Below are 17,388 nucleotides of genomic sequence, written 5' to 3'. Positions count from 1 at the left end.
CGCGACCTGCGGCACTCGGCTTAGGACGAAAAGAGCGGCGTTCGGGGCGTCAATGGGGAGCACTGCCCCTTGTGGACATCACCGCGGCGCTGGCTGCCGATCTCGCGGCCCTGACCGAAATCCTGGACGACCCCGACTTCGACCTCACCGACACGCTGCTCCAGTTGGCGGGCAACACCAAACTCGCGGTGAGGTCGTATCTGGGTCTGACGGTGCTGATCACTGCCTTCGGTCGTCAATCCAGCTTCACCGTGCTCGAATCGGGCACCGAGCTCGGCGACATCGTCACCTCGATGCGCTTACCGATGACTCCGGCGGTTTCCGACGCCATCGCAGGGCCGTTTGCGGTGCTGATCCTCTACGCCGGCAACCCCGGCGCTTTCGTCGACCTGGCCGCCGACCTTGCCTGGCTGACCGGCCTCGCCCTGAGCGAGTTCGTGCTGGATCAGCACCGCGTACCGCCCCAGCCTGCACCCGGCGGGCTCGCAGCATCCTCGCTGATCGATCAGGCGATCGGAGTATTGATCGCCCGCGGCTACACCCTCGAACATGCCGACCGCGAGCTCGATGCCCGGGCCCAGCGACTGGGCGTGGGCCGCAGCGGCAGCGCGAACGACATCCTTGGCGAGTTGAACCAGCCGGTCTCCGAAGACGATTGAACCACCGTAGGGGGCCGTCAGCCGGCCGAAGACCCCTCCAGCTGTGCCGAATGACGGTTGAAGCCTGCGCCGGCCGTAGTTCGGCGCTGCCGGCCGCCGGCAGTCCCGCTCAGTGCCTGCACGCTGGCGATCGGCCCGGACCCCGTGTCGGTGCCGGTCTGTGGTGCCTCGCGCCGGCCGGCGGGCAGCACGTGCGGCGCCGCGGCAATCGCCAGGACCGCGGCCCCGGTGGCCCCCAGGGCCTGCGACCAGCCCAACGGTCCCACCGGCACGCAACCCAGGAGCTGACTGATGCCGGGCAGGCTGATCATCGCCGCGAACGCCGCGAACGAACCGGCGGCGGTGAGCAGCACCAAGGGTGCGTGCGAGTCGACCAGGGTCTGGGCGAGCTCGGTGGTGACCAGCGTGATCAACGCGACCGTGGCGGCGCGCTGACGCCGTCCAGTCAGTGCCGCCATCCCCCATGCGGCACTGGCCGCGGCACCGGTGATCGCCCCGCGGACGGCCACGGCGCGCATCAACCGGCGCTCGTCGATGCCGTGCACCACCCGATGCGAGGCGCCGGCGGGTGTGCTGACGGCGACCGCGGTGGCGGGCAGCGCGTCGGTCAGCATGTTCATCAGCAGCAGTTGGCGGTTGTTGAGCGGCGAGGTACCCGACAGTGCGGTACCGACGACGCCGAAGATCACCTCGCCGACGTTGCCACCGAGCAGACCGGTCACCGCCAATTGCACTCCGCGCCACAGTCGCTGGCCCTCGTCGATGGCATCCACCAATGCACCGATGCGCCCGTCGGTCAAGACGATGTCCGCGGTGAGGTGCGCCGAGTCGCTGCCCCGCGCGACCACGCCGAGGCCCACGCTGGCAGCCCGGATCGCGGCGGCATCGTTGGCGCCGTCGCCGACCATCGCGCAGACCCGTCCGCTGCGTTCGAGGGTCTGCACCACCTGCACCTTGTTCTCCGGGGACATCCGGGCGAAGATCACCCGCTGCGCGGCCGCCCGTTCCTGCTCCTTGCGCGACAGCGCATTCCACTGGGCTCCGGTGATGACCTGATCGGCGGTGACCGGCACGCCCAGTTCCGCGGCGATCGCGGTGGCGGTGACGGGGTGATCGCCGGTGATCAACCGGATCCCGATCCCGCGCTCCGCCAGGTCGGCAAGTAATTGGGGCGCCTCGGCGCGCGGAGTGTCGGAGATGCCGAGGAATCCGGTGAGAGTCAGCCCGTCCTGGCACAGCCCGGTCAGGGCGTCGGGGTCGCCGGCCAGCGACTTCACCTGGGCGGCGCTAAGTCGGCGCTGTGCCACCGCGATCACCCGCAGCCCGCCGGCTGCGAGTTCGGCGACCGGAGCGTCGCTGTCGGGGCCCAGACCGGTGCAGGCGGCCAGCACGACTTCCGGCGCCCCCTTGATCATCAGTTCGGCGCCCACCACCGACGCCGAGAACGCCCGGCCGGATCGGAACGGCAGGTGGGCGTCCGGGGTGGTCCACAGGGGCGCCCCGCCCGGCGCTATCCCGACCGCCGCCTCGGTGACAGCCTGGTCGGTGGCATGGGCGTGGGGATCGCCTTCGGGCGCCGGCGCCGCGTTGGCTGCGCACCGCAGCACATCGTCGTCGGCGTAGCCGGAGACCGGATGGACGCGGGTGACCCGCAGCCGGTTCTCGCTCAGCGTTCCGGTCTTGTCGAAGCAGACCACCTCGACCCGGCCCAGCGCCTCCACCGAGCGGGGAATACGCACCAGCGCACCGGAATCGGTCAGGCGTTGGGCCGAGGCATGTTGGGCCAGGGTCGCCATCAGCGGCATACCCTCGGGCACCGCTGCCACGGCAACGGCGATCGCGTTGCCCAGGGCCAGGCGCAGTCCGCCGCCGCGCAGCATGCCCAACAGACCCACCATGAGCCCGCCACCGGCGCTGGCCGGGAATGCCCGACTCATCAGTTGACTGAGTTGGTGTTGCAGGCCGACCACCGGCAGATCTCCGGCGGCCAGCTCGGCGGCCCGGCGGGCCTGGGTGTCGGCGCCGACGGCGGTGACGACGGCCCGCGCGGTGCCGGCGACGACGGTCGTTCCGGCGTAGAGCATGCAGCGCCGGTCGGCGAGTTCGGCCCCGGGTGTTGCCGCGGTGTGCTTATCCACCGACAGGGACTCGCCGGTCAGTGAGGATTCGTCGACCTCGAGGTCGGTGGCCTCGATCAGCCGCGCGTCGGCGGGCACCACCTCGTTGCTGCGGACCTCGATCACGGTGCCGGGGATCAGCCGATCCGCGACGATCTCGGCGTAGGTGTGGGTGCCCGGATCGACGATGCGCGCCGGTGGGGTCTGTTGCGCCAGCAGCCGGTTGAGCCGATTTTCGGCCTGCAGTTGTTGAGCCGCGGCCAGCATGCAGTTGCCGATCAGCACCGTGCTGACCATGAGTGCGTCCACCGGCGAGCCCAGCATCGCGGTGGCTGCCGAGCTCAGTGCCAGCACCGGCATCAGCGGATCCGACAGCTCGGCGCGCACCGCCTTGATGAACTGCCAGGCCATGTGCGGCGGTGCGACGCCGAGTTCGGCGGTAGCGCAGGCGAGTTCGGGGTCGGGCAGGATCGCACGGATCTCGTCGAGCGACATCGCATGCCACTCGTAGGACGGTGCGGGTCGCGGGGCCGGCGTGCGAGCCACCCCACGAGCCAGCAGGTATCCCGAGAGCAACCCGGTGGCCGCCCCGGCAGTGACCGGACCGGGGCCAAGCCCACCCCGCACGCCGGGAACCATCAGCAACGCACCGAGGGTCGACGCGCCGGTGGACAAGGCGATACCGCGTTGCGCAGCCGCGCGCGCGGCCGGTATCGCGTGCAGCACCCGCCACGCCCCGGCCAGGTCAGCCAGCAATAGATCGGCCTCCCACGGCGGGGCGCTGGCCTCATCGTCAGGAAGGATCCCCAGGGCCACATCGGCGCTGGCCAGTGCCTGCGCGCCCGTCGAGGTCACCACCGCCACGGTGCGGCCGTCGGCCTGACGCGCCGTCAGCGCGGCGGCCAGCGCCCGGTCGAGTTGGTCGTCGTCGGCGCCGAGGTCGACCGGCGCCAGTTCGTCGAACGCCGGCCGCAGTTCACCCAGGGCTTCGACGTCGAGGGTGACCAACTCCGCGCCGGACGCCCGCGCCTCGGCCAACACCGCCGAGGCCAGCGGGTGGCGTGCGTTTGCGGTGCAGAGCAACCGCGGATCGAAGAGGACGGCGTCGACCCGATCGAGTCGGCGCAGCCCTTCGGAGCGCAACGGCAACGCCGCATGCTGCTCGACCAAAGCCCGGCTCAGGGTGGCCGCGAACGATTCCGTCGTGGTGCGCATCGCCTTGGGACCGGCGACCACGGCTGCGGTGGCCGCGGTGGTGACGTTGCGGGTGAGCACTCCCACCAAGCCTGCCCCGAACAACTGCACGTGCCCTGCGCGCCTGCCGTGCCTGTCGACCGCACCCTCCGGCAACGGAACCGGCCGCGTCGAGACGTGTACCTGCGCGTGGTCGGCGTGCCGGGCCAGGTGGGGCTCGTAGCGAGTCCAGGCCTGCGCCGCGGCCTGCGCTTCGGCGGCTTTGACACCCTGCAACGCCAGGTCTACCGCCAGCGTCGCGGGCGACAAGGTGGCGATCCTTGCTCCGGTCGAGATCAGCGACAGCACCGTGTCAGCGGGGCCCCGGCCGATCCGCTCGGCGAGTTGGCTGCGCAGCCAGGGTTGGTAGTTCGCCAGCGCCGCAACTGCGTCGACCGTGATCGGTGCCTGCGGCAGTCGCAACGCGCGACCGGCGACCGCGATAGCCAGCCCTGCGGCGTTGACGCCCACCATGACGCCCCGGGCCATCAAGAGCAGCCCGTCGCCGGGCAGGACGGTGGCGGGTTCAGCACGGTTCGGCCCTGGCGAGCCAGGGCAGCTCCGGTGATCGCGTTCGATCCGAGCGATCACGCGACACAGGTCGTTGAGTGAGATCGGCTCGTCATCGACGGCGAGCTCCACCACGACCCGCGACAGGGGAAGATTCAGCCGCACCGCGGCCACGCCGGGGTGGGCCAGTAGCGCGTCGAGCACCTGCTGTGCGAGCGCGGGCGTCTCGCTCACACCGCGGACCTCGATCCAGGCGCGGTCCTCGCCTCGCCAGCACCTGCGGGTCAGCGTCGCCGAGGTGGATTCGCCCGACAGCACCCGGCTGGCTTCACGCAGGGGCAGCGCGGCGACCTGTAGCCCGGCTGCGGTTATGGCCCCCACTGCCTCGGTGGTGGCCGACGCGCCGCGCGCGGCGGCACCTGCCAGGGCAGAGGCGGCACGGATTCCCAACGTGGCGGGGCGCAGCAGCGAAGTCGGCATCAATTCGGCAGCAACCAATCAGGTGATCTGGCGGGGCGGGTCGTGCCGCCCGGGCGGCGTGGCGCCGCAGGGACGGCCCAATTCTGGCGACACTTTGGTGTTTGCGCAACTATGCGAATGTGTCGTTCGACGAATCCCGCCGTGGGAGGTGAGACAAAATGAATGCCGCCATGGCAAAAGATGAAGAACGGCCGCCCGAAGAATTCAGTTCAGCCGGCCGACCCGATGAGCCGACCCAGCCCCAGCTGGCCTCCGCCGCAAGCACGTTCGCGCTGCTCAGCAGCCCGGCACGCTTGCATGTGATGTGGCTGGCCGCCCAGGACGCCTACGACGTCACCACCCTGGCCGGGCGGGCCGGGATCAACGTCGCGACCATGAGCCAGCACCTGACCAAGCTGCGGCTGGCCGGGTTGATCAACGCCCGGCGTGACGGGCGCCACCACATCTACACGGTCGACGACCCCCACATCCTGACCCTGCTGCAGCAGATCTTCGCTCACATCGCCCCGGACGGCGGCCTCGCACCAGACCCGCCGCGGGGGTCGTGACAGCACTCCGCGCCACGCGATCACCCGGCAGCGAAGACCTTTACTCAGGCACAGCACCCGGATACGGCAACAAGGCCATTTCCCGGGCGTTCTTGATCGCGCCGGCCACCTGGCGTTGCTGACGGACGGTGAGTCCGGTGACATCTCGCGAGCGGATCTTGCCGCGCGGGGAGATGAACGTGCGCAACGTGGCGGTGTCCTTGTAGTCGACGACGGTCAGGCCCATTTTCGTGAGCAGGTTCGGCTTGGCCGACCTGCCGGGCCGCTGCGGAATGCGCCGCTTTCCTGGAGATCTGACCGCCATCACCAACTCGCCTTCCGGATGCCGGGCAGGTGGCCTTCGTGAGCAAGCTGACGCATACGCACCCGCGACAGGCCGAATTTGCGCAGGTAGCCGCGGGGACGCCCGTCGGCCACGTCACGGTTGCGCAGCCTCACCGGGCTGGCGTCGCGCGGCTGACGGGCCAGCTCACGCTGGGCCGCAGAGCGCAACTCTGGACTGCTCGACGTCGATCGGATGACCTCCTTGAGCTCGGTGCGCCGCTCGGCGTAGCGCGCTACCAGCGCGCGGCGCTGCTCGTTCTTCACGATCTTGGACTTCTTGGCCATGACTCAGCGCTCCTCCCGGAAGTCGACATGGCGACGGACGACGGGGTCGTACTTGCGCAACACCAGGCGGTCGGGGTCGTTGCGCCGACTCTTGCGGGTGACGTAGGTGTAGCCGGTTCCCGCAGTGGAGCGCAGTTTGACGATGGGGCGAATGTCCGTGCGCGACATCAGATTCGCCGACCTTCGCGCCGCAGTCGGGCCACCACGGCCTCGATGCCGTCGCGGTCGATGACCTTGATGCCTTTGGCGCTGATCCGCAATGTGACGCGACGGCCCTGCGAGGGCAGGTAGTAGGACCGGACCTGGATATTGGGAGACCAACGGCGACGCGTGCGGCGATGCGAGTGCGACACCGCATTTCCGAATCCGGGCACCCGGCCGGTGACTTGGCAGCGTGCAGACAACAGAACCCTCCTTCAAGCTTATTGAAAATGATTGTCGACAAGCGACGGGCTGGACGCTACCGTAGGGACAGCCTTATTGACAATGATTTTCATTAGGAGCGTGATGCGGACTCCGGTGATCCTGGTGGCCGGCCAATACGGCACCGATGCAGCGGCCAGGGCCCTGCAGTTCCAGACGGGAACGGTGACCGTCTCCTACCGACTGGATGGCCACGTGTTGGTTCGTGAAACCACCAGCCCGACAACCGCCGCTACGACGTCGGCCCTGGAGTTGGCGCACGGCTGTGTGGCCTGCACGCTGCGCAATGACCTGCTGGTGCTGTTGCGCCGGTTGCACCGGCATGCCGGCGTGGCGCGCATCGTCGTCGCACTACCGAAATGGTTCGAGCCGCAGCCCATCTGTTGGGCGATCCGCAATGTGCGGGTCCGCGTCGGACCGGGATACATCGACGGCCCGGCCGGCCGCGACGTGGCAGTGGCCGCGGTGATCAGCTGCCTCGATGCCACGACGTGGCTGCCGCAGGCACTCGGCGACGAGGAACTCGATGACGGCCGCACCGTCGCGCAGGTGGTGGTGGGCCAAGCCGAGTCCGCCGATGCTCTGGTGATCTACGACCCGGACCCCACCGCGCTGGCGGTGCTCCGCCGATTGGCTCCGTTGGCGCGCATCACCGCGGGCACCGATCGCCTGGAACAGGCCTTGACGCACCTCGACGACAATGCCCGACGCGGGCACGATGACGATCCGCACGCCCCACTGCTGGCCGGTCAACCGCCCCTGCGGGCCGAGGGCCCGGTCGAACTGATCGAGTTCCACGCCCGCAGGCCGTTTCACCCGCAACGTCTGCACGCGGCCCTCGACGCCCTGCTCGACGGGGTGATCCGGGCGCGCGGGCGGCTGTGGTTGGCCAACCGCGGCGAGCGGGCGATCTGGCTGGAGTCGGCGGGCGGCGGATTGCACACCGCTGCGGTGGGAAAGTGGCTGGCCGCGATGACGGCCGAGGAGGCCGCCCGCGTGTCCCCCGAACGGCATGCGTTCGCCGATCTGATCTGGGACCACCGCCACGGCGATCGGCATACCTCGCTGGTGATCCTGGTCTGTGGCGCCCGTCCCGAGCAGATCCGCGAGGCCCTGTCGGGGGCACTGCTCACCGACGGTGAATGGCGCCGGCCGAATCAGTGGGCGGCCTACCCGGATCCGTTCGGCGAACACCACCAGGAGCCCTGCGACGACTCCCCCGCCACCGCCGACATATCCCTGTTCCGAAGCAGAGACGGAGACCAACGATGAAGCCCGCCGTCCACCCCGACTACCACCCCGTCGTCTTTCAGGACGCCACCACCGGGCAGACGTTCCTGACCCGCTCCACCGTGACCAGCGATCGCACCGTCGATTGGCCGACGCCGGCGGGCCCGCGTAGCTACCCGCTGATCATCGTGGAGATCAGTTCGGCGTCGCATCCGTTCTGGACGGGCACGAGCCGGATCGTCGACGCCGCCGGGCAGGTCGAGAAGTTCCGCCGCCGTTATGGCCACCGCCAGATCTGAGCGCGGCCGGATTCACGCAGAAGCCGGCAGCGCCGTGCCGAAGAGTACGGCCGCCATCAAGGCATGGATCCGGGACCGTTGTTCGTCTCGATTGTCGAAGTTAACCAGGCGTCCAATATCGACCACGAGCGCGAGGGCAGCGTGGACGCGAAAGACCGCTTCGGTCTCGCCCGGCCCAACCTGGCTCACCAGGTGTGCCCACTCCTCGACGTTCTGGCGCTGCAGACCGCGCAGTTCAACCCGGTCGGGTTCGGGCAGGTTGGCGAACTCGGCGTAGTAGATGTTGATCAGGTCGGGCGCGGCGAACGCCAGCGCGCAGTAGCGCCGCGCGATAGCCAACGCCGCCTGACGCGGGGTGCTCGATTCCGCGAGGGAATCGGTGATGGCCATCAGCACACGATCGCTGGCCCGGTGGAAGGCGGCGGCCAGCAGCGCGGCCTTGCTCGGGAAGTAGCGGTAGGCGCTGGAGCCATTCACACCGGCGGCGGTGCCGATCTCCTCGATGCTGACTTCGTAGAAGCCCCGCTGGCCGAACATGCGGATGGCCTCGGCCAGGAGCCGCTCACGTTTCGATGTGCTCGGTAGGCCGCGCTCACGGCGCGGCGCGGCAGGGCCCGACGGTGCCGGCGGCAACTCGGCGTTCAGTACCGACCAGCACAGTTCGCCGAGGAGCTCCTGAAGTGCTGCGGAAGGCAACCGGGTGCGGTGCGCGGAGATGCTGCCGATGACGCTGAGCGCCGCAGCGGCCAGGATCGCGGTATCGGCCTCGGAAAGACCCGGGCGCATCGCCGCCAGCGGTTCGGCGAGGGCGGCGTTGAGCGCGTCGTAGCTGGCCCGGATGTCCTTGCGGTCCGGCGGTTGAAGGTAACGCCGCTCCCACCGATAGAACGCGCCCTCGCGCCGGGTCGCGATCGTGGTCTCGATCAGCGCAGCGGTGACTGCGCGCAACCGCTCGGGCGCCGGCCGGCTCGGATCGTCGGCGGAGCTCGCGGCGGCCACCAGCGCCCCCGCCGTGTACTGAGCGGTGGCGACCAGTAATGCGTATTTGTTGGCGAAGTGCCGATACAGCGCGGGGCCGGAGATGCCGACGTCGGCGGCGATCTCGTCGACTCCGACGGCGTGATAGCCCCGCTCACTGAAGGCTCGGGCGGCGGCGCGGACTATCTGAGCCTTGCGGTCCTTGGGACGGCGCTGCACCGCGGTCGCCGATCCGCCGGGCATCGACGCAGCCATTTTCACCCCCGTGTTGACTGTTGGACCCGACGCCCATACGTTAACCACAATTTACATTTTCATCCACGGAGGAAGTGACGTGCTGCAATCCCGGTTCATCGAAGGGTGGGTCTGACCGTGTCCGAGAACGCCAGCTCCGCCAAACTCACCGCGACGCGCGACGGCCGGGTGCTGCGGGTGACGATCACCAACCCCGCCCGGCTCAACGCGATCGACTACGCCACCATGGCCGGCCTCGGTGACGTCTTCGCCGGCGCGGCCGATGACCCCGGCGTACGGGCCATCGTCATCACCGGCGAGGGGAAGGCTTTCTGCACCGGCGCCGACCTGTCGGCCACCGCCGGCGGCGTCAGCCCCGAGGAAGTGATGAACTGCGCCTCCCGGCTGGTCACCTCGGTGGCCGAGAGCCCGGTTCCGGTGATCGCGCGGATCAACGGTCCGGCCGCCGGTGTCGGGGTGGGTCTGGCCCTGGCCGCAGACCTGATCTACGCCGCCGAGAGCGCCTACTTCCTGCTGTCGTTCACCAACATCGGCTTGATGCCCGACGGTGGCACCACGGCCCTGGTCGCCGCTGCCGCCGGCCGGGCCGTGGCCAATGAGATGGCGCTGCTGGGCGAGCGCCTGCCGGCGACCGCCGCCCGAGACGCCGGCCTGATCAACGCCGTCCTGAGCGAGGCGGAACTGGACGCCCGGGTCGACGCGGCTGCCCAGAAGTTGGCCCACGGGCCGCGCCGCGCCATCGAACTGACCAAGCGCGCGCTCAACGCCACCAACCTCGCGTCGCTCGATGCCGCCCTGGCTCGGGAGAAGGCCGGTCAGGTCGAGTTGCTGGGTTCCGCCGACTTCTTCGAGGGCGCCGCGGCGATGCTGCAGAAGCGTCAGGCGGTGTTCGGCGAATGACCGCGCAGCCGCTGCGGTCTCGCCGCAATCACTGGATGAACCAGGTGGCGAACCACGCCGAGATGCGTCCCGACGACGTCGCCTTCCGCTGTCGCGGCAACGACACCACCTGGCAGCAACTGCACGATCGCTCGCAACGGCTGGCCGGGGCGCTGTTCCGGCGCGGTATCTCCTTCGGTGACCGCGTTCTGATCGTGATGCTCAACCACACCGAGTACGTCGAGGCGACCTTGGCGATCAACGCCTTGGGTGCCATCGCGGTTCCGGTCAACTTCCGTCTGACCGACCCCGAGATCAGCTACATCGTCTCCGACAGCGGCGCCAAAGGCGTGATCACCGACGAGCTGCTCGCGCCGCTCATCCAGGCCGTCCGCAAGAACACCACCGGACTGGATGTCGCCGTGGTGCTCGGTGACGACTACGAGTCACTGATCACCGAGACCGGCGACCCGCATCCCGACGCCGACGTTCCCGAAGACACCCCGGCACTGATCATGTACACGTCGGGAACCACGGGAAGCCCCAAGGGCGCCATCCTGTCTCACTCGAATCTGCTGGCTCAGTCGCTGACGTGTATCCAGGCACTGCAGATCAGCCCGGACAGTGTGTACTTCTGCGCGGCGCCGATGTTCCACATCGCCGGCCTGGGCAGCATCGCGCCCAATCTCATGGTCGGCACCAAGACGGTGATCCACCCGCTCGGGGCATTCAACGCCACCGACACCCTGGACGCCTGGGAGCGTGAGCGGGCCACCTCGGTGTTCCTGGTTCCTGCACAGTGGCAGGTCATCTGCGCGGATCCGACTGTGTCGCAGCGCGACCTGGCGCTCGAGGTCATCAGCTGGGGCGCGGCACCCGCGTCGGACACCGTGCTGCGCGCCATGGCCGAGACCTTCCCGAACGCACTCAACGTTGCCGTGTTCGGCCAGACCGAGATGTCGCCGATCACCTGCGTGCTCAACGGCGCGGACGCGATCCGCAAGCTGGGTTCGGTGGGCAAGGTGATCCCGACGATCGCCGCCCGGGTCGTCGACGAGCAGATGAACGATGTGGCGCCCGGCGAGATCGGTGAGATCGTCTACCGCGGACCGACCATGATGCAGGGCTACTGGAACAAGCCGGAAGCCACTGCCGAGGCGTTCGCCGGGGGCTGGTTCCACTCCGGCGATCTGGTTCGCGTCGACGACGAGGGATTCGTCTACGTCGTCGACCGCAAGAAAGACATGATCATCTCCGGTGGGGAGAACATCTACTGCGCCGAAGTGGAGAACGCGCTTTTCGAGCATCCGTTGATTCGGGAGGCGGCCGTGATCGGGCGCGCCCATGACAAGTGGGGCGAGGTGCCGGTGGCGATCATCGCCGCAGTCTCCACCGATGCGGCGACGCTCACGCTGGAAGCCCTCGAGCCCTTCCTCAATGAGCGCCTGGCCCGCTATAAGCACCCGAAGGAGCTGGTGGTGGTGGACGACTTGCCGCGCAATGCCAGCGGCAAGGTGGTCAAGCCGCAGCTGCGGAAGCAATACGGCTGACAGTCGGCGGCGCCCCGGGCCCCTCAGCTGTCGGGCAGTCCGATGGCCTGCGCGCAGTAGGCCCAGACACGTGCCCGGTCAGCATTGCTTTCTCGGGTGAACGGCAGATAGTGCTCGGGGCGCTGACGCCGGTCGTGCCAGAACTGGCCGGTGGGCGGCGCGGGCTGGGTTGCGGCCAGCCAGATGGCGGTGTCCGCCCCTTGCTCAGCGGTGCGCAACAGCGGTTTGGTGAGTTTCCGGAAAGTCGGCAGCGACGTCACCACACCTGGCGTGTCTGACCAACCCGGGTGCATGCAGTACACCGAAATCCCGTCTGGCTTCCAGCGCTCGGCCAGCAGCGGGGTCAGCGCCACCTGTATCCGTTTGGTGCGGGCGTAGGCGGTTGCACCGCGGTACGGACCAACCCGGTACTCGGGGTCGTCGACGGGCAACGCCTGGGTGTACATGCCGCCCGAGGACATCAGGATGACCCGCGGGTCGGGGGATGCGGCCAGGGTGGGGATCAGCAGTTCGGTCATCAGCACCGGACCCAGCACATGCGTGGCCAGGGTGATCTCGTGTCCGTCGGCGGTCTCGGCCCGTGCCTCCGGCAGCAGGCCGGCGTTGTGGATCACCACGTCGAGGCTGGGCAGCCGAGCGCCGAGCTCGGTGACGAATCGTCGCACGTCGGAAAGGTCGGCCACATCGCAGACCGCTGCGCGCAGGTCGGCATCCGGGTGCTCGGCGGCCAGCTCGGCTCGGGCGCCTTCGATGCGCTCGAGGTTTCGGCTGACCATCACGACCGTGGCACCCAGTGCCGCCAGTCCATCGGCGATCGCCTTGCCGATGCCGCTGTTGGCGCCGGTCACCATCGCGGTCTTGCCGCGCAGTGCCTGCGGCGCCGGATCACCGGACCACGCGTGCTCCCGAATCCGGTACCCGAGGCGGCTGTAGCCGGGAACAACGGCACGGTCTAGCACTGAATCGACTATCGACCCCAGATTCATCGCCCCGACCTCGTCTCAGCGCAGTGGTATCTCGACGATCATCTGTCCGGTGGGCTGACGCGACCCCGGATCCGGCTCGACGGTGAAACCGAGCGCCGTCGAGTCCCCGAGGGCAGGAATCTCCGCGGTGGTCGACGGTGACACGGCGGCGGCGTCCATGGTGCCGGCCAGCGTCGCTCCGCGGGGGCTCAGCAGCCACATCTGGTAGACCGTGCCCGGTTCGGGCGGCGGCACATTGTTCATCACCAGGACGCCGGCACTGCGTTCCCTGGAGAACAGCACCGTTGCAGTACCGGTGGCCAGCGGTGTCGACACGCTCTCTACGTCGGGCGCCGCGAGCACGCGGTCCGAGACCGACTGTGTGACAGTGGGTCTGAGTTGGCTTCCGACCCCGAACGACGCCAGTCCCACCACGATCGCGGCCGCCGCGGCGATGGCCGCGGTTCGCCATCGAGAACGGGTGGCGGACAGTTTCGCGGCTCGGCTCAGAATCGACTCACGCAGCGCCGACGAGGGTTGCGCCGCGGTGGTCTCCGCGATGGCCGCCATCGTCTCCTGCACCGCCGACACCTCGGCACCGAAGGCCTGCGCGATAGCCGTCGGGGCGTCGGCGACCCCTCGCTCGATCTCGCGCCGCTCGGTGTCGGAGACGGCGTCGAGCGCATACGGCGTCGCCAGTGCGAGCAGCTCGAAGCTGTGCGGCTCGGTCATGACATGCCCAAACATTCACGCAGGCGGCGCAATGCGTCTTGCATCCGCGTTTTGATCGTGGAGGTGGCAACCGAAAGCCGTTCCGAAACCTCGCGATAGGTCAAGCCGGTGTAGTAGGTCAGCTCGACGCACTCTCGATGCTTCTCGGGCAGACCACCTAGGCACTCGACGACGCGCTGCTGTTCGTCGCCGACGATGACCGCATCGACCACAACGTCGGCGGCCGGTTCGGCGCTGGCGGCGCCGTAGCGTGATTCCCGCAGTCCGGCAGCGTGTTCGGCGCGAACGCGGTCCACGGCGCGGCGGTGCGCCATGGCCAGCAGCCACGCAAGCGCGGACCCCTTGGCCGGGTCATATTTGCCGGCGTTGCGCCACACCTCCAGGTAGACCTCTTGTGTGGTCTCTTCGCTGTAGCCGGTGTCACGCAATACCCGCAGCACCAAGCCGTACACGCGCGAGGAAGTGCGGTCATAGAGCGTCGCGAAGTCGGCGAGACTTCCCCCCGCCACCCGGTGGAGTACCGCATCCAGCTCGGAGGCATCCGCGATCTGGTTCATCGGACGACAGCCTAGCCGCCCCGCTGTCCCAGGTGGGGCGGTTGGGAACCATTCATCGAGGGGTTCGGAGACTGCAGGCATCGACATCGCCTCACTGCTGCCGTTGGTCCGATGCGGCGAACGTCCATTGGTAGACATCCAGGTATCCCGAGCGGAAGCCCGCTTCGGAATAGGCCAGGTAGAGATTCCACATCCGGGAGAACACTTCGTCGAAGCCCAAGGCCGCGACCGCGGCACTGTTGCGCTGGAAGCGTTCCCGCCACAGCTGCAGCGTGTCGGCATAGTGCGGGCCCAGCGACCGCATGTCGACCGTACGCAGGCCGGTGTGATATCCCGTGATGTCCATGATCGCCTGGGTGGAGGGCAGCATGCCGCCGGGGAAGATGTATTTCTGGATCCAGGTCAGCGTGTTTCGACTGGCCATCATCCGGTCATGCGGCATCGTGATCGCCTGAATCGCCACCCGGCCGCCTGGCGCGGTCAGGCGTTCCAGTGTCCGGAAGTACCCTGGCCAGTCGCGATAGCCGACCGCCTCGATCATCTCCACCGAGACCACGGCGTCGTAGCTGCCGGTGACTTCGCGGTAGTCGCGCAGCTCGATCTCGACCCGATCGGCGAGGCCCGCGGCGGCCACCCGCTGCCGGGCGAGCAACTCCTGCTCCCGCGACAGCGTGAGGGAACGCACGGATGCGCCACGGGCCGCTGCGCGCAGGCAGAGCTCGCCCCAGCCCGTGCCGATTTCGAGGACCCGAGTTCGGGGACCGACGGCGGCCATGTCCAGCAGGCGATCGATCTTGCGGTGCTGCGCCTGCGCGAGGTTTTCCCAGGATCCGGGAAGCTGGTCGAACAGCGCGCTGGAGTACGTCATGGTCTCATCGAGGAAGAGCGCGAACAGCTCGTTGGACAGGTCGTAATGTGCCGATACGTTGCGGCGCGCACGCGTGACGGTATTGCGTGACCGTGGTTGCCGCGCCAGCACTAAAGGACGCAACCGCTGCAGGACCGCGGGGACCAGCTCGCCCATCGAGCCGGCCAAGACGCTGAGCAGCGCCACCACGTCCGGTGAATCCCACTCCCCGGCCATGTACGCCTCGCCGAAGCCGATCAATCCGGACCGTCCGATGCGTCGGGCCATGCGATCCGGATCGCGGATCACCAGCTCCGGGGCGTGGGGGTCGCGCGCGCCGTAGCTTTCGCCCCCGGGATAGACCAGTCGGACCGGCAGACGCCCCGCGGTGCGCCGCAACAACGCGTGCACCACGGCAGCGGATGCGCCCGCCAGCGGACCCGAGGGGACGTGCGCAAGCTGCGGCCACCGGTTCGGATCGACCAGTACCGCCGGACGCAGGTCTGATGCGGTACTCATCTCTTCACCACCGGAACGCGTCGCAACCACAACGTGATGCCCTGCAAGCGAATACGCGCCGCGACCACCAGCGGTGCCAACGGAGCGATGAGTTGCATGCGGGCGACGCGGCGGTCGGTGGCCGGGTATCCGATGCCGCGCATCGTCGCGTCGAACACCTGCTCTTCGGCACGGAACAACGCGATGCTGACGTCGACGTCCGCACCGGGGCGCGGCGCCCGGACCAGATAGTGGCCGTCAACGGGATTGAACGGCGAGACATAGAACTGTTTGGCCACCGCGACCGGCGTCTCGGCCGGCGGCAGCAGGTAGGCGTGGCGTTCTCCGTAGGTGTTGTGCACTTCGGCGATCACGTGCTGCAGCTGCTCGTCACGGTCGTGGCACCAGAACAGACTGATCGGGTTGAAGACGTAGCCCGCAACGCGCGCCTGCAGCAAGGCGTAGATGCGGCCTGCGGGTGCAGCAACGCCGCGTTGGGCAAGAAATCGCTCCACGCGCTGGCGCAGGGTGTCACCGCTGCTGCCCACCAGGTGATCACTCGCGTCGAACACGGCGAACGGTCTCAACCACCAGGGCAGCCGGGGCGGCTCATCGATGTCGACGTACCAGCTGTAACTGGGGTAAGCGAATTGGTGGACCACCGGAGTCCTTCTGCGGTGCGTGACAGTGGTGCGGTAGATCGCGGGGGTCAGCATGCGCGCGCCTGACCGCGGGCGGTGGCTGGCGTCCAGTCCGCGCCCAGGCGCCACGCCGCCCGCACTCCGGAGACCGCGCCGTCTTCGTGGAAGCCCCAGCCATGGTGGGCGCCGGCAAATGCGATGCGGTCATCTCCGAGTTCGGGAAGCCGCCGCTGGGCTGCGACGGAGTCCTGAGTGAAAAGCGGGTGGTGGTAGGTCATCTCGGACAGCACCGCGCGCGGGTCGATCAGGTCTGACCCGCCCAGGGTGACCAGGAAGCGTCGGCGGGAGTCGATTCGCATCAGCCGGCTCACGTCGTAGGTGACCAGCACTCCCGGGCGGTCCGGGGCGACTCGGTAGTTCCACGACGCCCGGGCCCGCCGGTGGCGGGGCAGTATCGATTCGTCGGTGTGCAGTTGGGCGTGGTTGGTCGAATAGGGCATGTCCCCGAGCACGGCACGTTCGTGGGCCGTGGGTCGATCGAGCAGGCGCAGGGCCTGATCGGGGTGGACAGCGACCACGGCTGCATCGAAACGCCGCTGCTGCGATCCGCGCGCGTCGACCAGGACGCCATCGGATACGCGGCGCACCGAGTGCACGGCGGCATTGGTCAGCACCTCGTCCAGGTTCGCGGCGATGCGTTGCACGTAGGTGATCGAGCCGCCGGTCACGGTGCGCCATTTCGGGGATCCGAACACCGTGAGCATGCCGTGGTGCTCAAGAAACGTGAACAGGTAGCGGGCGGGGTAGCTCAGCGCGTCCTTGGCTTGGCAGGACCACACTGCCGCCACCAACGGCGCGATGAAGTTGGTTCTGAAGTAGGCGGAGAAGTCGTGGCGCAGCAAGAAGGCTTCGAGCGTCTCGAGGTCTTCGGGGTCCGATTTCTGCAGCACGGCGCTGGCCGCGCCGTGGAAGCGTCGGATCTCGGCCAGCATCAGCAGGTTGCGAGGATGCAGCGTCCGCGGCGAAGCGAACAGGCCTCCTATTCCACGTGCCCCGGCGTATTCCAAGCCGGTGGCGTCGTTGCGCACCGAGAGGGACATCTCGGTCTCGGTGCCGTGCACACCGAGTTCTCCGAACAGCCGGCACAGCGTCGGGTACGTCCGATCGTTGTACACCAAGAAGGCCGAGTCGACGGCGAGCGAATGGCCGTCATCGGCCTCGACCAGGTGGGTGTGGGCATGACCGCCCAATCGAGAGTCGGCCTCATAGAGCGTGACCCGGTTGTGGCGGGAAAGGATGTAGGCCGCCGTCAGGCCGGCTATGCCGCTCCCGACCACGGCTATCGACCGCGCTCGCTGCGGTGCACTGTGCATGGAGG

Annotated in this window: 18 protein-coding genes; 6 read left to right on the top strand and 12 right to left on the bottom strand. The window is 68.6% G+C overall.

Going from position 1 to position 17,388, the window contains the following annotated elements; translation table 11 throughout:
* Positions 1-71: 71 nt before the first annotated feature.
* Positions 72-659, top strand: a complete 588-nt coding sequence (locus G6N09_RS12325; protein ID WP_083026868.1) for a hypothetical protein — start codon at positions 72-74, stop codon at positions 657-659.
* 17 nt (positions 660-676) lie between these two features.
* On the opposite strand, the gene G6N09_RS12320 is transcribed toward G6N09_RS12325, so the two are convergent.
* Positions 677-4,999 carry an HAD-IC family P-type ATPase gene (locus G6N09_RS12320; protein WP_083026867.1) on the bottom strand — a complete coding sequence of 1,441 codons (4,323 nt, stop codon included), beginning with the start codon at positions 4,997-4,999 and terminating at the stop codon, positions 677-679.
* Between the two features lie 170 nt (positions 5,000-5,169).
* Here G6N09_RS12320 and G6N09_RS12315 point away from each other — a divergent pair, with 170 nt between their 5' ends.
* Positions 5,170-5,547 (top strand): ArsR/SmtB family transcription factor, encoded by a 378-nt coding sequence (locus tag G6N09_RS12315; protein ID WP_083026905.1) that lies wholly within the window; start codon positions 5,170-5,172, stop codon positions 5,545-5,547.
* A 40-nt stretch (positions 5,548-5,587) separates the two neighbouring features.
* Here the strand turns inward: G6N09_RS12315 and rpsR are convergent, their stop codons facing one another.
* Genes rpsR through rpmB form a run of 4 tightly spaced genes read right to left on the bottom strand, consistent with a single transcriptional unit; the run spans position 5,588 to position 6,560 of the window.
* Positions 5,588-5,851, bottom strand: coding sequence for a 30S ribosomal protein S18 (gene rpsR, locus G6N09_RS12310; protein ID WP_083026866.1), 264 nt, complete (start codon positions 5,849-5,851; stop codon positions 5,588-5,590).
* On the bottom strand, positions 5,851-6,156 hold the full coding sequence (rpsN, locus tag G6N09_RS12305; protein WP_083026865.1) for a 30S ribosomal protein S14: 306 nt from the start codon (positions 6,154-6,156) through the stop codon (positions 5,851-5,853). Before rpsN ends, rpsR begins: the two co-directional genes overlap by 1 nt.
* A gap of 3 nt (positions 6,157-6,159) precedes the next feature.
* Positions 6,160-6,324, bottom strand: coding sequence for a 50S ribosomal protein L33 (rpmG, locus tag G6N09_RS12300; RefSeq protein WP_083026864.1), 165 nt, complete (start codon positions 6,322-6,324; stop codon positions 6,160-6,162).
* Positions 6,324-6,560, bottom strand: coding sequence for a 50S ribosomal protein L28 (gene rpmB / locus G6N09_RS12295; RefSeq protein ID WP_083026863.1), 237 nt, complete (start codon positions 6,558-6,560; stop codon positions 6,324-6,326). The genes rpmG and rpmB overlap by 1 nt, the downstream gene beginning before the upstream one ends.
* Positions 6,561-6,663: 103 nt before the next feature.
* On the opposite strand from rpmB, the gene mrf reads away from it, so the two are divergent.
* On the top strand, positions 6,664-7,851 hold the full coding sequence (gene mrf, locus G6N09_RS12290) for a ribosome hibernation factor-recruiting GTPase MRF (protein WP_083026862.1): 1,188 nt from the start codon (positions 6,664-6,666) through the stop codon (positions 7,849-7,851).
* Positions 7,848-8,108, top strand: a complete 261-nt coding sequence (locus G6N09_RS12285; RefSeq protein WP_083026861.1) for a type B 50S ribosomal protein L31 — start codon at positions 7,848-7,850, stop codon at positions 8,106-8,108. The genes mrf and G6N09_RS12285 overlap by 4 nt, the downstream gene beginning before the upstream one ends.
* Positions 8,109-8,120: 12 nt before the next feature.
* Here G6N09_RS12285 and G6N09_RS12280 read toward each other — a convergent pair whose 3' ends face one another.
* The gene (locus G6N09_RS12280) at positions 8,121-9,341 is read right to left on the bottom strand and encodes a TetR/AcrR family transcriptional regulator (protein ID WP_109558971.1); all 1,221 of its coding nucleotides are present in this window, start codon (positions 9,339-9,341) and stop codon (positions 8,121-8,123) included.
* A 117-nt stretch (positions 9,342-9,458) separates the two neighbouring features.
* On the opposite strand from G6N09_RS12280, the gene G6N09_RS12275 reads away from it, so the two are divergent.
* Both G6N09_RS12275 and fadD5 read left to right on the top strand, forming a co-directional pair.
* On the top strand, positions 9,459-10,241 hold the full coding sequence (locus tag G6N09_RS12275; RefSeq protein WP_083026903.1) for an enoyl-CoA hydratase: 783 nt from the start codon (positions 9,459-9,461) through the stop codon (positions 10,239-10,241).
* A complete protein-coding gene (gene fadD5 / locus G6N09_RS12270; RefSeq protein WP_083026860.1) occupies positions 10,238-11,770 on the top strand; it encodes a fatty-acid--CoA ligase FadD5 in 1,533 nt (510 codons plus the stop codon). Before G6N09_RS12275 ends, fadD5 begins: the two co-directional genes overlap by 4 nt.
* Positions 11,771-11,793: 23 nt before the next feature.
* Here fadD5 and G6N09_RS12265 read toward each other — a convergent pair whose 3' ends face one another.
* The 6 genes from G6N09_RS12265 to G6N09_RS12240 all read right to left on the bottom strand — a co-directional run bounded on the left by G6N09_RS12265 (position 11,794) and on the right by G6N09_RS12240 (position 17,383).
* Positions 11,794-12,756, bottom strand: a complete 963-nt coding sequence (locus G6N09_RS12265) for an SDR family NAD(P)-dependent oxidoreductase (RefSeq protein ID WP_083026859.1) — start codon at positions 12,754-12,756, stop codon at positions 11,794-11,796.
* 15 nt (positions 12,757-12,771) lie between these two features.
* The gene (locus G6N09_RS12260) at positions 12,772-13,467 is read right to left on the bottom strand and encodes an anti-sigma factor (RefSeq protein ID WP_083026858.1); all 696 of its coding nucleotides are present in this window, start codon (positions 13,465-13,467) and stop codon (positions 12,772-12,774) included.
* A complete protein-coding gene (sigK, locus tag G6N09_RS12255; protein WP_083026857.1) occupies positions 13,464-14,024 on the bottom strand; it encodes an ECF RNA polymerase sigma factor SigK in 561 nt (186 codons plus the stop codon). Before sigK ends, G6N09_RS12260 begins: the two co-directional genes overlap by 4 nt.
* A 91-nt stretch (positions 14,025-14,115) precedes the next feature.
* Positions 14,116-15,390 carry a class I SAM-dependent methyltransferase gene (locus tag G6N09_RS12250; protein ID WP_083026856.1) on the bottom strand — a complete coding sequence of 425 codons (1,275 nt, stop codon included), beginning with the start codon at positions 15,388-15,390 and terminating at the stop codon, positions 14,116-14,118.
* Positions 15,387-16,085: a DUF1365 domain-containing protein gene (locus tag G6N09_RS12245; protein WP_083026855.1), complete on the bottom strand. Its 699-nt coding sequence runs from the start codon at positions 16,083-16,085 to the stop codon at positions 15,387-15,389. Before G6N09_RS12245 ends, G6N09_RS12250 begins: the two co-directional genes overlap by 4 nt.
* Positions 16,079-17,383: an NAD(P)/FAD-dependent oxidoreductase gene (locus G6N09_RS12240; RefSeq protein ID WP_083026854.1), complete on the bottom strand. Its 1,305-nt coding sequence runs from the start codon at positions 17,381-17,383 to the stop codon at positions 16,079-16,081. Before G6N09_RS12240 ends, G6N09_RS12245 begins: the two co-directional genes overlap by 7 nt.
* Between the last annotated feature and the right edge of the window lie 5 nt (positions 17,384-17,388).

Source organism: Mycolicibacter minnesotensis, assembly GCF_010731755.1.
Lineage (GTDB): Bacteria > Actinomycetota > Actinomycetes > Mycobacteriales > Mycobacteriaceae > Mycobacterium > Mycobacterium minnesotense.
This window is presented reverse-complemented; position numbering and strand designations above follow the sequence as displayed.

What these genes read in the sequence shown, in the direction of transcription:
- G6N09_RS12320 (WP_083026867.1), bottom strand. Translation starts at nt 4,999, where the DNA reads ATGCCGACTTCGCTGCTGCGCCCCGCCACGTTGGGAATCCGTGCCGCC.
- G6N09_RS12315 (WP_083026905.1), top strand. Translation starts at nt 5,170, where the DNA reads ATGGCAAAAGATGAAGAACGGCCGCCCGAAGAATTCAGTTCAGCCGGC.
- rpsR (WP_083026866.1), bottom strand. Translation starts at nt 5,851, where the DNA reads ATGGCGGTCAGATCTCCAGGAAAGCGGCGCATTCCGCAGCGGCCCGGC.
- rpsN (WP_083026865.1), bottom strand. Translation starts at nt 6,156, where the DNA reads ATGGCCAAGAAGTCCAAGATCGTGAAGAACGAGCAGCGCCGCGCGCTG.
- rpmG (WP_083026864.1), bottom strand. Translation starts at nt 6,324, where the DNA reads ATGTCGCGCACGGACATTCGCCCCATCGTCAAACTGCGCTCCACTGCG.
- mrf (WP_083026862.1), top strand. Translation starts at nt 6,664, where the DNA reads ATGCGGACTCCGGTGATCCTGGTGGCCGGCCAATACGGCACCGATGCA.
- G6N09_RS12285 (WP_083026861.1), top strand. Translation starts at nt 7,848, where the DNA reads ATGAAGCCCGCCGTCCACCCCGACTACCACCCCGTCGTCTTTCAGGAC.
- G6N09_RS12280 (WP_109558971.1), bottom strand. Translation starts at nt 9,341, where the DNA reads ATGGCTGCGTCGATGCCCGGCGGATCGGCGACCGCGGTGCAGCGCCGT.
- fadD5 (WP_083026860.1), top strand. Translation starts at nt 10,238, where the DNA reads ATGACCGCGCAGCCGCTGCGGTCTCGCCGCAATCACTGGATGAACCAG.
- G6N09_RS12265 (WP_083026859.1), bottom strand. Translation starts at nt 12,756, where the DNA reads ATGAATCTGGGGTCGATAGTCGATTCAGTGCTAGACCGTGCCGTTGTT.
- G6N09_RS12260 (WP_083026858.1), bottom strand. Translation starts at nt 13,467, where the DNA reads ATGACCGAGCCGCACAGCTTCGAGCTGCTCGCACTGGCGACGCCGTAT.
- sigK (WP_083026857.1), bottom strand. Translation starts at nt 14,024, where the DNA reads ATGAACCAGATCGCGGATGCCTCCGAGCTGGATGCGGTACTCCACCGG.
- G6N09_RS12250 (WP_083026856.1), bottom strand. Translation starts at nt 15,390, where the DNA reads ATGAGTACCGCATCAGACCTGCGTCCGGCGGTACTGGTCGATCCGAAC.
- G6N09_RS12245 (WP_083026855.1), bottom strand. Translation starts at nt 16,085, where the DNA reads ATGCTGACCCCCGCGATCTACCGCACCACTGTCACGCACCGCAGAAGG.
- G6N09_RS12240 (WP_083026854.1), bottom strand. Translation starts at nt 17,383, where the DNA reads ATGCACAGTGCACCGCAGCGAGCGCGGTCGATAGCCGTGGTCGGGAGC.